Raw genomic sequence first — 12,210 nt, forward strand, 5'->3', positions numbered from 1 at the left:
TAATTAATCTCGCGACGATGGCGGAAGGGCCACACCTGTTCCCATACCGAACACAGAAGTAAAGTCTTCCAGCGCCGAAAGTACTTGGTGGGCAACTGCCTGGGAGGATAGGACGTTGCGGGATTTTTTTGCGTGAAACAACGAGCCATGCGGCGAAAATATAAAAAATAGAGACCAAAGAGCAAATTTTATTTGTTTTTTGGTCTCTATTTTTTATATTTTAAGGAAGGAGCCATCTGGCGACTGACGCGACGAAGGCGCAGCGCTAGCTACGCCGAAGTGCCGCATGAGCGAGTAAACGGCAGTAAAGTTATGAGAAAGATATAAGGATACTTAATATCTGTCATTATGAATCTATTTTTTTATGGGGCGAGGCCCCAAACGCATGCGCAGTGAAACGGAGCGGAGTTGCAGCTTCATTTAACGACAGTAATTTTAGGAGCAATCTGAAACGGATGTATACTATAAAATATCGATAACATGAGCGATTCATGTTATAATAAAGAAATACACTAATATAATTTCAGTAGTAAATGTCATGGGAGCCGATAATGAAAAAAAACTTACCATTATTATTGCCGGTATTACCATATCTGGTAATGACAGCCGTGATCTTTTTTATCTTGCCGATGCTGGAGCCGGATTCAAAATATTTTTTGTTCTTTATGCTCTTGATTATTCCCGGATATTGTTTAATAGCTGGGTTTGTATATGGATTTAAAAATGGTATCGTCTGGTTTTATCCGGTTTTTATAAGCATCATTTTTCTCCCGCTTGTATTCTCGATGATATATATGAAAGTAGTTATATATGGTTGCATATATGGGTGTTTATCATTAATGGGAATGTATTTGGGCAATCTTTTCAAAAAAAAGAAAGATAAAGATTCTGACGTGTAGGAAAAAAGATTCGAAATCGTCAATTGCAAAAAAAGGGTGTCAACAGTGATTGAAGCGAATGGCTGAATGTGATAAAATGTAAAAATTATAAATGAAATAGAATAGACTCCTTCAAATAATTATCATTAGACGAGACAATCGGCTAAAACTAATAACTTTAAAGAGGTGTAAGATGGATGAAGTTGGATTTTTAGAAAAACTTAGGTACAAATTTGACAATCTGATGTCAAAAGGAACGGGTATACTATTATTGTCATTAGCCAGTGCGACGGCAATTATGATTGCTGTGATTTCCTTGATCGTCTGGATTACCCAATCCGGGCCAACCTCAAGTTTTACTGAGCTGCTGTGGATGGGATTAATGCGTGCCATTGATTCTGGAACGGTCAGTGGAGATACCGGTAGTGCTGGTTATATCTTTTTAATGTTTGTCACTACGCTTGGCGGTATCTTTATCCTCAGTATCCTGATTGGGATTTTAACAACTGGGATTGAAGCAAAATTGGAATCGCTAAGAAAAGGAAGATCCCGAGTGATTGAAAAGGATCAAACCATTATTCTGGGATGGTCAGAGCAAATTTTTACAATTATTGAAGAATTGATTGAAGCGAACAGCAATCGTAAACATGCTTGTATTGTTGTGATGGGGAATCATGATAAGTCCGAAATGGATGACGCCATTCGTGAGCGGATCACCGATCTAAAAACGACCCGAATCGTCACCCGTCAGGGAAATCCAATCGATATTGATGATCTGGAAATCGTCAGTTTAAATACGTCCCGATCAATTATCATCATTCCGGAGGATGATACCCGAGTAATAAAGACGATTCTGGCTATTACCAATAATCCGAATAAGCGCAGTGAGCCTTATAATATTGTTACCGTCTTGCGAGATCCTGAGAACGTTCAAGTGGCCCAAATTGCCGGAAACAATCAGGCGGAAATAATTCTCAGTGATACACTCATCTCCCGCATAATTGCTCAAACCTGCCGTCAGCCAGGTCTTTCAACAGTCTATACAGAGTTGTTGGATTTTGGTGGTGACGAAATTTATTTCAGTGATTGTCCAGAAGCGATTGGAAAAACATTTGGCGAGACCCTGTTTTTGTTTGAGAAATCAACGGTGATCGGCGTTCAGTCCCAGGGGAAAACATATTTGAACCCGCCGATGGACACGGTACTAAAACCGGGAGACCAAATTATTGCCATTTCAGAAGATGATGATACGATTCGAGTAAAATCAGATCAGCAATCTTCGGTTGATGTTGAAGCAATTCGTCAAAACGCATCATCGCAACCGGACCGACCCGAAAAGACGCTGATCCTAGGTTGGAATGACAATGCTCACTTAATTATTCAGGAAATTGACAATTATGTACCGCAAGGTTCGCTTTTGACTGTTGTATCAGATTGTGTTGAAGACGAAGAGTTTCAAATTGCTCTTAGTCAGGTAGTGAATCAGCAAATCGAATTATTGAAGGGAGATCCAAAAGATCGCCGGATTTTAGACGAACTGATGGTCAAAAATTACGATCATGTCATCATCCTGTCAAATAATTCGGAACTCGATGTGCAGGAGTCAGATGCCAATACGCTGGTCGTTCTGCTTCAGCTTCGAGATATTTCCGAAAAACTGAACTGTCGTTTTTCAGTTGTCAGTGAAATGCTGGATTTTAGAAATAAGAAACTGGCCGAAGTAACCAGAGTCAACGACTTTATTGTCAGTGAAAAACTGATCAGTTTAATGCTAACTCAGGTTTCGGAAAACAGAATGATTAATACTGTCTTTGAAGACCTGTTTGATGCAGATGGTTCGGAGCTTTATATAAAAAGGGCGTCAAAATACATTCAGCCAGATAAAGCAGTTAATTATTACACGCTGGTTGAAGCAGCAAAAAGGAAGAACGAAATCGTTATTGGTTATGTGATTGCGGCAGAACAAAAGGATGCTAAAAAGGATTACGGTATTTATATTAATCCCAGTAAATCAACGATGGTTAGCTTGGGAGAAATGGATGGTTTGATTGTAATCGCCGAAGATTAAATGACGATGGATACTATTTTTATCTGTTATAGAAGTCGCTGCAAGAATAATTTTTGCAGTGGCTTTTTTATGGGGATGACGGTTTTTAACGAATTTATATGGGAGGATGCAATTATCGTAAAGATACGATGACATGCAGCGGTTTTAAAAGAAATGGTGTTGAAAAAAATGTCCCGGCAGGACTCAGAAGCAGAACGAGCGGTTATAATCATTCCGGAAATTTATGGGATGAATCAGTATATTCATGACTGGGCAGAGTTTTTTAGAGTGCAGGATTATGACATTTTTTGTGTGGATTTAAGTCCGGAAGAACGTGTTTATCAATACGCTCAAAGCAATGAAGCTTACCAGGCGTTTGTAGAGAATAACAGCTTTGAACGATATCGTGAAATTGCTACCGACATTGAAGAATTAAAGAAATTTTATAATAAAATTATTGTTTTTGGTTCAAGTGTGGGAGCAACCATCGCCTGGCGTTTGACAGAAAATCCATATTGTGATGGAATGATCGGATTTTACGGGTCACGAATCAGAGACTATCTTGATGTCAGCCCAGTCTGTCCCTGCCTGCTGATTTTTTCGGAGCAGGAGGCATCCTTTGAGGTGCGGTCAATCATTCCTCGACTTAATCAGAAGGAAACGGTTGATACTTTTGTGTTATCAGGATGTCATGGATTTGCTGATCGATATGGGGATTGTTATTGTGAACAGTCAGGAAATAAGGGACTGGATATGGTAAAATACTTCCTGAGAAAAATAGGTTAACAAAAAATATTAAAAAAGAGGTCAAATCATGAACGAGATCGAAATGTTACAAGAAATGATTGCCAAGGCTGGAAATATTGTGTTTTTTGGTGGCGCTGGCGTATCCACAGAAAGTGGTATTCCTGATTTTAGGAGTGTCGATGGGCTCTACAATCAAACCTATCGTTATCCGCCGGAAACGATTCTTTCCCATGAATTTTTTATAAATAACACAGAAGAATTCTATCATTTTTACCGGAATAAAATGCTCTATCTGCAGGCAAAACCCAATGATGCCCATCAAAAACTGGCAGAGCTGGAGAAACAACAGCTGTTGACAGCAGTCATTACTCAGAATATTGATGGACTCCATCAATTGGCCGGTAGTAAACGGGTGCTTGAGTTGCATGGATCGGTTCATCGCAATTACTGTATGCGCTGTCATCAGTTTTATCCGGTTAATATGATCGAGGAAAGTCAGGGAGTACCTAAATGCAGTTGTGGCGGAACCATCAAGCCAGATGTGGTTTTATATGGGGAAGGGCTCGATAGCGATGTGATGAATCAGTCGGTTGCGGCCATCAGTAATGCTGACGTGTTGATTATTGGCGGAACGTCGCTGGGCGTTTACCCGGCGGCAGGTTTGATCGATTATTATCGGGGTAGAAATCTGGTTCTGGTCAATAAATCCTCAACCCCGATGGATTCACGGGCGAACCTTGTCATCAACGATAGCATAGGCAAGGTATTTAAACAATTGAAATGGAGTAAAAAATAAAGCACAACGATGGAAAGTCAAACTGAACTGAGATACCGACAGAGCAATCGCTTATTAAGTCTATTACTGGATAATCACACAGTCGAAGAGGTGGTGGAAACCATCAGTTATCTGATGGAAAAACCGGTGGTTTTTATTGATATCAACTTTTCCATTCGCGGCGTCAGCCGAACCAATGAGATCACCGATCCCTCCTGGAATTTAGCCATCGCCAAAGGCTTTTGCAGCCATGAGTTTATATTTGAAATTGTCAACATTGAAGAAGTCAAACGTTTTCCCAAGGAACGAACACCTTATATAGTTGGTCTGGAAAGTGAGTCGAAGGTATTGGTGTCTCCGGTGATTATCCGGGAAAAATATGCTGGTGCCATGGTGATGTTTTTTCAAGATGCAGAAGTGACAAATCAGCATCTAGAGTTGTTGCTTTTGGCCAACGAGGTGTTAACAGAGATTATTCTAAAAATTCCCCAATATAAATATATTCGTGGCAACATGAATGAGGGTATTCTGATGGATTTGATTGAAGGCCGAGATAAGGAAAACGCTGATTTTAAATCATGGGTTCTGGAATCGGAGCTAAACAGCAGTAACAATCTGTGTGTACTGGTTTCGGAGCAAAATGACGATGGTCTCTATCAGGAAGGGATCAAAGATTCATTACGAGATGATTTTTATCATGTTTTTCCGAAATCCCATGCAATTTTTTATGGCAATCAAATGGTTGTTTTATGTACCGACCTGGAAAAAGAAAAAACCGAAAAAGGAATCAGACGTCTGAAGAGTTTTATGGAAAAACACGGCCTACGAATTGGGATGAGTGATTTTTTTAATGGGATTGAAAATTTTCAGTACTATTATTTACAGGCGGGGGCAGCTATCCGAATCGGTGTGTCTGTTCATCAAAAAAAGCGATTCTACCATTATGGGGATTACAAATTTTTTCATCTGATTGAAAAGATTCATAGTGACACAAGAAATAATCTTAAGGACTTTGTGCAAAGCAGCTTGCTGATCCTTGAGAAATATGACCGTCAGCATCAATCAGAATTGTTTTATACGTTAAATACACTGATTGATCATGGATGTAATTACAAAGAAACCTGCGCAAATCTCCACATCCATCGCAATACGCTCAGCTATCGCATGGAGCGGATTAAGGCCCTTACTCAGCTTGATCTTGCTGATCCAAAGGTTCAATTTGATTTAGCCTATTCGTTTCGGATTTTAGAATTTCTTAGACATCAATAAGTGTTGTGATAAAAATGGGATGATAGACCGAAAAGTTTTAAAAGTGTATAATGAATTGAGTAATTATCTGTGCAGAATGCACAGATTAACCATGCTGTTTTGTAACCAAGGGCTGATGATTTTAACTAAAAAATAGGATATGATAGCACATAGGGATTGTGACCCCTGTTTAGCATGGCGTAAAGTTTATACTAAACCCCTTAATTTAAGAGAGCTCAGGCTCTTTTTTTATTTTGCGAAGAATAAGTGTTAGATCATAAAACAGTTTGATGGATATTATTGATTGCCCATGATGCTAATCGTTTGACTTGTGATTAATGCACAAAGATGAATAGATATTTTGGCAATGATGACCATAGCAAAATTTTGTTCTTCTTGTTAAACTGATCTTGTAAACATTATCAGAGCCACTCGATGAACGTTAATGTGTTTACGATAATCTCAATACAATTAAAAGGAGAAAAGAAATGGACTTAACATTATTAATTGCTGCGTTTGGCGGCGGGCTGTTTGCAGCTGCCATCGGCGGTGTGCCATCATTTATTTTTACCGGGTTAACAGTTGTTGCCGCAATTCTTGCCGGAGATTTCGGAGCGCCAGCGATTGGTATCGTCAGCTTTGGATCATGGTTCTCACCATGTATTGCTTTTGCTGGTGCAGTAGCAGCTGCCGGTTATGCTAAAAAAATTGGTAAATTGGAAGTCGGCGGCGATATTATCACACCGCTTGCTGGCTTAAAAGACGCTTCAGTACTGCTGGTTGGTGGAATCTTTGGTATTATTGGTTACTTATTAAACTTTACCATTGGCACCCTAATCGGAGCTAATGTATTTGGATCAGCAGCGTGGACCGATACGGTTGCCTTAAGCGTGGTTATTTCGGCGATTTTGGTGCGTTTGCTTTTCACAAATTCTGGTTTAACCGGAAAAACGCCAGCCGGTGTGACCCGGCATTATCTGCCTCAGGGTTCAGACATGATTTTCACCCTGGTGATCGGTGCCGGATTTGGGATTCTGGTTGGCGGAATCGTGGCAGCTTTTGGAAACATGGCGTTGGCTGGTTCTGAAGAAGCCGCATATATTTTCTCACAGATGGGTGGCTTTGCCTTTGGGATCGCCGCATTTGGACTGATTTTTGCCTGCATGGGACTACCTTTCTATGGCTGTCATCATATCGTATTGCCAGCAGCATCCACCGCGATTGTTGTATTCTCGGGTACATTAAGCCCATTGGCAGCGATTATTGCTGCCGCCATCACTGGGGTTTTGGGTGCTTTAATCGGAGAGTTTGCCGGGTTAACCTTTAACAGTTATGCAGATAGTCACATTGACCCGCCAGCCTGTACGATCTGGGTGCTGCAATTGATTAATTTTTCCGTACTACCATTAATTTTGCCATCTATTATGTAGTTTATCATCGAGTGGTAGAGACTTTTGCTTCGGCAGAAGTCTTTTTTTTGCGTACGTACATTACTTTAACGATAAATTGCGTTGCAAGTTGACGACAAAATCCTGGATATTGGTGATAATTGATTTGGAGCTGAGGCTGCCCCGATCTTTGAGTTTATTTACCACAAACTCGGAGATATCAACAGTATAAAAATAAACCGGTCGCACTGCGCCATTAATGACCTGGTAGGAGGGGGTCATATTGCCAGTGGCAATGGTATGGAGTTGGGTTGCCAGACAGATGATCGTGGTGGCTTTTCTGGTGTGTACCCGCAGCGCATCCTGGGCGCTGTAAACATCAGCATAGACGCCCGGTAAGGGGCCATCATCCCGAATCGAACCGGCTAAAACCAGGGGTATATTATTGGTAATACAGGAATTGACGATACCATCCGTAATTTTATATTTTTCGATCAGGTTTTTCAGGGAACCGCAGCTCCTGGCCCGATTGATGGTTTCAATATGATGATAGTGACCCAGGGACTTATTTTCTTTGGAGTAAATGTCCTGACCCAAAGCGGTGTTAAAAAAGTGGGATTCCAAATCGTGGGTTGCCAGTGCGTTACCTGCAAAGAGGGCATCGACATAGCCCATCTCGATCAGATGGGTCATGGCATTGCGGGAGTCCTGATCAAAGGTAACCGCCGGGCCGAGAACCCACAAAATATAGCCGTTCTCTCGTTCAAACTCGAGTAATTCATAAAGTCGGTCATAGTCCCGGGAGTAAGCGGTTTCCCGGGAGTTTGACGTTCGAAACGAGAAGTTATCGCCGTTTTCCTGTTTTTTTCTGAAAGCAAAATGATCGACATAAACACCGTTTTCGCCGTCTTCATGACGTCCAACCACAACCGCATCGCCTTTCTTGACGTTTCTGAATTCAATGGCATGGGGCCGATCATCGGCGATTACGACCACACAGTCCATCCGACTTTCAGCCATTAGCTGCCAGCTATCATGTATTTTAAAATATTCGGGGAAGATAGTGGTGGCATAAAAGTTTTCCGGAACCACCCCATCCATGGGAGCTGGCATGGTTCGAACACTGGGGGCTTTAACAAAAAAGCTTTCTGTAAAATCAGGAGCTGTGTAAGTTGGCAGAGTAAACATCGGTATACCTCGTTCGATAATTATAGGTTTATTGGTTGCCTATAGTATACCATATCAGCGTCGCCAGCTGGTATCATAAATCGGTGATCACATAGCGATTAAAAAACACCGCCACCACAGTGATTAGAGACTGAGCTTGACGGTGTTATTAAAAACATCGAGGGAATTAAGCCTGTTCAGGCAATTCAAAATGGGGTTTTTCAAAATCAAATAAATTTGATGCATCAGGTTCATTCAGCAGGAAGTCTTCCATTTCATCACGCTCCATTGCTGGCAGCTCTTTTAAAATCAACCGGACACTCGCACCGGTGGTTTGATTAAAAACCGAAAAAGCCTGTTTTCCACCTTGAATGAAAAACAGATTGCCTTTTTGGCCAGTGCATTCCAGCACCACCCGGATTCCATCAACACTGCAGGATTCATTCTCGGCGACACAGACAATTTTGTCATTGCTGCTCATATCGAGCGAAAGCGCTTTGATCGCTTCCAGCGAAGCCCGGACGCCAATCGCCAGGCCCGGACAGTGATGTCCGTGATAGGTTACACATTTTTCCCATAATTCTTGATTCATTTAGTTACTCCTTGTATAAAACAGGAGACCTGCTGTTGCAGGCCTCCTGGGTTGATCCGTTGTTAGTTTTTAAAGCTGTGAATCGGGGCTGGGATCTGACCGCCACGATTTACAAAAACTGAACAGTCATTTTTATTGATGGGCATAATCGGAGCTCGTCCTAGAAGTCCACCAAATTCGGCAGTATCGCCGACGTCTTTGCCATAAACGGGAATTACCCGAACCCCGGTGGTTTTATTGTTGATGACGCCGATGGCGGCTTCATCAGCTAAAATACCAGAAATGGTGGAAGCTGGGGTGTCACCCGGGATGGCGACCATATCGATCCCAACTGAACAGACGCTGGTCATGGCTTCCAGTTTATCAAAGGTCAGAGCGCCGCATTCGACTGCTTCAATCATCCCTTCGTCTTCACTGACCGGGATAAAGGCGCCACTGAAGCCACCCACCGAGGTGGATGCCATAATACCACCTTTTTTAACGGCATCATTAAGCATCGCCAGTGCTGCGGTAGTCCCATGGGTACCACAATGTTCCAGGCCCATTTCTTCCAGAATTCGAGCCACGCTGTCGCCGATTTCGGGAGTTGGTGCCAGGGATAAATCTAAAATACCAAAGGGGACATTCAGGCGTTCAGCGACCGTTGTGCCAACCAGATGACCGGCTCGGGTAATTTTGAAGGCAGTTTTCTTAATAATTTCGGCCATTTCGCCAAAGGAAGCGTCCTGGGCTTTTTCCAGGGCCCGCTTGACAACACCGGGGCCGCTGACCCCGACATTGAGAACCGATTCCGCTTCGCCGACGCCGTGAAAGGCGCCAGCCATAAAGGGATTGTCTTCGACGGCATTGGCAAAGGCCACAAACTTGGCACAGCCGATCGAATCAGCATTCCGGGTCAGGTAGGCGGTTTCTTTAATCACCTCACCCAGTCGTTTAACAGCGTCCATATTAATACCGGCTTTTGAGGAACCAAGATTAACCGATGAACAGACGCAATTGGTGGTTGCCAGAGCTTCAGGAATGGAGTCGATCAGAATCCGGTCGCCTTTGGTGAAGCCCTTGGGAACCAGGGCTGAAAAACCGCCGATAAAGTTAATCCCGACGGTTGCGGCAGCGGCATCGAGGATTTTGGCGTATTCAACATAGTTAAGATCATCACTGCTACCAGCGATGAGTGATATCGGGGTCACCGAGATGCGTTTATTGACAATCGGGATGCCCAATTCATTTTCAATCCGCTCCCCTTCTTTAACCAGGTTTTCGGCTAAGCGCGTGATCTTATCATAAATTTTCTGGCGGCTTTTGGCTCCGGAGGAATCAATGCAATCCAGCAATGAAATTCCCATGGTGATGGTACGGATGTCCAATCGCTCTTTTTCAATCATTCTTACCGTCTCAAGGACGTCTTTAAACATTGCCATAATCAGGCCGCCTAAATGGTGTGCATGGCATTGAAAAGATCTTCATGCTGAATGCGGATTGACATCCCGATGTCTTCGCCAACGGTTTCCAGGGCGTTTTTCAGGACATTAAAATCGACAGACATATTTGACATGTCCACCAGCATGATCATGGTGAAAAAATCATGCATAACCGTCTGGCTGATGTCTTCGATATTGACTTCATTTTCAGCCAGAATTTTAGATACATTATAAATTATTCCGGTGCGGTCTTTTCCAATAACCGTAACTACTGCTCTCATTTAAAATAACTCCTTAATTTTCATTATTTTATTAGTTTAAACCAAAACGGATACAATCACAAGTTTTAATGTAGAAATTAAGAACAATCAGTAACAGGCGAATTTATTTTTAAGCTATTTGATGTAAAATCAATACAAATGTAGGGAATTTTTAACAAAATAAATCTTTGTTTTTTGCTTAATAGCCGCTTTCGTAACTTGTGAAGGGTGGTGGAGTGTGGTATAATGTGGAAGAAAATGGAAGAGCGAAGTAAGAAGGAGGAGGATCTGAATGTTTTTTGGAGAGTATGAACATAATATCGACGACAAGGGACGATTGATCATTCCTTCAAAATTCAGAGAATCTCTGGGCGGAGAATTTGTTCTAACAAAAGGACTGGATTGCTGCCTGTTTGTTTTTTCCATGGAAGAGTGGGGTAATTTTGAAAGTAAATTAAAAGCACTGCCGGTATCGGATAAAGATGCCCGGGCGTTTACCCGATTTTTCTTTGCTGGTGCTGCTGACTGCGAATTGGATCGACAGGGTCGAGCCAGCATACCACTTTCTTTGCGAAAATATGCAAAAATTACCAAAGAGGTAACCATTATCGGGGTGTCAAATCGCCTGGAAATATGGGACAGTCAACTGTGGACGGACTATAACGATAATGAAGACTTAAACTATGAGGACATTGCCAATAACATGGCAATGCTGGGAATATAAATGAAACCACAAACATTTTCACATACCACTGTATTATTGCGGGAATCCATTGACGGTCTGGACATCAAACCAAAAGGCATCTATGTGGATTGCACTCTGGGTGGTGGTGGGCATTCCCAATGGATTTGTGAGTCACTCGATGAAAGCGGCATTTTGGTTGGCATCGATCAGGATGATTTTGCTTTGGAGTATGCGAAGAATCGCTTGGCGGGGTTTGCCTGTCAGCGACATTTTGTAAAAAGTAATTTTGCCAGTTTAGCCAAGGTTCTAAAGGGCCTCCATCTCTTTGGGATCGACGGTATTCTATATGACCTCGGGGTTTCGTCATTTCAACTGGATGACGATACCCGAGGCTTTTCTTATCATAACGATGGTCCGCTGGATATGCGGATGAACCAGTCGGCAGCGTTAACAGCTGAAATGGTGGTAAATGACTATGCTCCCGGAGAACTGAAAAAAATACTGTTTTTTTATGGCGAAGAAAAATTTGCCAGTCAAATCGTTAAGGCGATTGTTAAATCAAGAGCGCTTAAGCGAATCACAACCACCCTGGAGTTAAGCGAAATTGTCAAAAGTGCTTATCCGCCCAGGGAACGTTTTAAGGAAAAACACCCTTCACGCAAAACTTTTCAGGCTATTCGGCTTGAAGTTAATGGTGAACTAAAAATATTGGAAGATGCTTTAACACAGGGACTTGATGCCCTTAAACCAGGTGGCAGAATGTGTGTGATTACCTTTCATTCCCTGGAGGATCGGGTGGTAAAGCAATTGTTTAAAGAGAAAGCCAACCCCTGTACCTGTCCTTCGGATTTTCCCCAATGTGTATGTGGGAAATCCCCGCTAATTAAGCTTGTTTCCAGAAAACCAATTGTCCCAGGGGCTGATGAGCTCGAAGAAAACCGCCGCTCGCGCAGTGCCAAGCTGCGAATTGTCGAAAAGCTGGGAACCGAAAGTTAAAAAAGG

General features: G+C 42.4%; 12 protein-coding genes and 1 rRNA gene. 9 read left to right on the forward strand and 4 right to left on the reverse strand.

Features of this window, described 5'->3' with window-relative positions; genetic code table 11:
• Nucleotides 1–7 precede the first annotated feature (7 nt).
• From rrf to BI182_RS01410, 7 genes are all read left to right on the forward strand, one after another.
• Nucleotides 8–124 (forward strand): 5S ribosomal RNA (rrf, locus tag BI182_RS01380).
• 427 nt (nucleotides 125–551) lie between these two features.
• Nucleotides 552–899: a hypothetical protein gene (locus tag BI182_RS01385; protein WP_070371101.1), complete on the forward strand. Its 348-nt coding sequence runs from the start codon at nucleotides 552–554 to the stop codon at nucleotides 897–899.
• A gap of 172 nt (nucleotides 900–1,071) precedes the next feature.
• Nucleotides 1,072–2,946, forward strand: a complete 1,875-nt coding sequence (locus BI182_RS01390; RefSeq protein ID WP_070371100.1) for a CASTOR/POLLUX-related putative ion channel — start codon at nucleotides 1,072–1,074, stop codon at nucleotides 2,944–2,946.
• A 168-nt stretch (nucleotides 2,947–3,114) separates the two neighbouring features.
• Nucleotides 3,115–3,711 (forward strand): dienelactone hydrolase family protein, encoded by a 597-nt coding sequence (locus tag BI182_RS01395; RefSeq protein ID WP_070371099.1) that lies wholly within the window; start codon nucleotides 3,115–3,117, stop codon nucleotides 3,709–3,711.
• Between the two features lie 28 nt (nucleotides 3,712–3,739).
• Entirely contained in the window at nucleotides 3,740–4,468 is a 729-nt protein-coding gene (locus BI182_RS01400; protein ID WP_070371098.1) for an NAD-dependent protein deacylase, read from the forward strand.
• 9 nt (nucleotides 4,469–4,477) lie between these two features.
• Nucleotides 4,478–5,716, forward strand: a complete 1,239-nt coding sequence (locus tag BI182_RS01405; protein WP_228881097.1) for a PucR family transcriptional regulator — start codon at nucleotides 4,478–4,480, stop codon at nucleotides 5,714–5,716.
• 467 nt (nucleotides 5,717–6,183) lie between these two features.
• Complete coding sequence (locus BI182_RS01410; protein ID WP_070371096.1) at nucleotides 6,184–7,125, forward strand: DUF7973 family transport facilitator; 942 nt, start codon at nucleotides 6,184–6,186, stop codon at nucleotides 7,123–7,125.
• Nucleotides 7,126–7,185: 60 nt separating this feature from the next.
• On the opposite strand, the gene BI182_RS01415 is transcribed toward BI182_RS01410, so the two are convergent.
• The 4 genes from BI182_RS01415 to BI182_RS01430 all read right to left on the reverse strand — a co-directional run bounded on the left by BI182_RS01415 (nucleotide 7,186) and on the right by BI182_RS01430 (nucleotide 10,544).
• Entirely contained in the window at nucleotides 7,186–8,271 is a 1,086-nt protein-coding gene (locus tag BI182_RS01415; RefSeq protein WP_286805007.1) for a putative NPN-dependent ornithine cyclodeaminase, read from the reverse strand.
• 166 nt (nucleotides 8,272–8,437) lie between these two features.
• Entirely contained in the window at nucleotides 8,438–8,842 is a 405-nt protein-coding gene (locus tag BI182_RS01420; protein WP_148636595.1) for a formylmethanofuran dehydrogenase subunit E family protein, read from the reverse strand.
• A 62-nt stretch (nucleotides 8,843–8,904) separates the two neighbouring features.
• Nucleotides 8,905–10,263 carry a PFL family protein gene (locus BI182_RS01425; protein WP_070371093.1) on the reverse strand — a complete coding sequence of 453 codons (1,359 nt, stop codon included), beginning with the start codon at nucleotides 10,261–10,263 and terminating at the stop codon, nucleotides 8,905–8,907.
• Between the two features lie 11 nt (nucleotides 10,264–10,274).
• Nucleotides 10,275–10,544: an ACT domain-containing protein gene (locus BI182_RS01430; protein ID WP_070371092.1), complete on the reverse strand. Its 270-nt coding sequence runs from the start codon at nucleotides 10,542–10,544 to the stop codon at nucleotides 10,275–10,277.
• 271 nt (nucleotides 10,545–10,815) lie between these two features.
• Between BI182_RS01430 and mraZ the strand changes: the two genes are divergently transcribed.
• Nucleotides 10,816–11,247, forward strand: a complete 432-nt coding sequence (mraZ, locus tag BI182_RS01435) for a division/cell wall cluster transcriptional repressor MraZ (RefSeq protein WP_070371091.1) — start codon at nucleotides 10,816–10,818, stop codon at nucleotides 11,245–11,247.
• Nucleotides 11,248–12,204, forward strand: a complete 957-nt coding sequence (gene rsmH / locus BI182_RS01440; RefSeq protein ID WP_286805013.1) for a 16S rRNA (cytosine(1402)-N(4))-methyltransferase RsmH — start codon at nucleotides 11,248–11,250, stop codon at nucleotides 12,202–12,204. It abuts the gene before it with no gap.
• The last annotated feature ends 6 nt before the right edge of the window (nucleotides 12,205–12,210 follow it).

Source organism: Acetobacterium sp. MES1 (assembly GCF_002237635.1).
Lineage (GTDB): Bacteria > Bacillota > Clostridia > Eubacteriales > Eubacteriaceae > Acetobacterium > Acetobacterium wieringae.

Coding starts and splice junctions, on each gene's coding strand:
- BI182_RS01415 (WP_286805007.1), bottom strand. CDS start 8,271: ATGTTTACTCTGCCAACTTACACAGCTCCTGATTTTACAGAAAGCTTT.
- BI182_RS01430 (WP_070371092.1), bottom strand. CDS start 10,544: ATGAGAGCAGTAGTTACGGTTATTGGAAAAGACCGCACCGGAATAATT.
- rsmH (WP_286805013.1), top strand. CDS start 11,248: ATGAAACCACAAACATTTTCACATACCACTGTATTATTGCGGGAATCC.
- BI182_RS01385 (WP_070371101.1), top strand. CDS start 552: ATGAAAAAAAACTTACCATTATTATTGCCGGTATTACCATATCTGGTA.
- BI182_RS01425 (WP_070371093.1), bottom strand. CDS start 10,263: ATGGCAATGTTTAAAGACGTCCTTGAGACGGTAAGAATGATTGAAAAA.
- BI182_RS01390 (WP_070371100.1), top strand. CDS start 1,072: ATGGATGAAGTTGGATTTTTAGAAAAACTTAGGTACAAATTTGACAAT.
- BI182_RS01405 (WP_228881097.1), top strand. CDS start 4,478: ATGGAAAGTCAAACTGAACTGAGATACCGACAGAGCAATCGCTTATTA.
- BI182_RS01400 (WP_070371098.1), top strand. CDS start 3,740: ATGAACGAGATCGAAATGTTACAAGAAATGATTGCCAAGGCTGGAAAT.
- mraZ (WP_070371091.1), top strand. CDS start 10,816: ATGTTTTTTGGAGAGTATGAACATAATATCGACGACAAGGGACGATTG.
- BI182_RS01395 (WP_070371099.1), top strand. CDS start 3,115: ATGTCCCGGCAGGACTCAGAAGCAGAACGAGCGGTTATAATCATTCCG.
- BI182_RS01410 (WP_070371096.1), top strand. CDS start 6,184: ATGGACTTAACATTATTAATTGCTGCGTTTGGCGGCGGGCTGTTTGCA.
- BI182_RS01420 (WP_148636595.1), bottom strand. CDS start 8,842: ATGAATCAAGAATTATGGGAAAAATGTGTAACCTATCACGGACATCAC.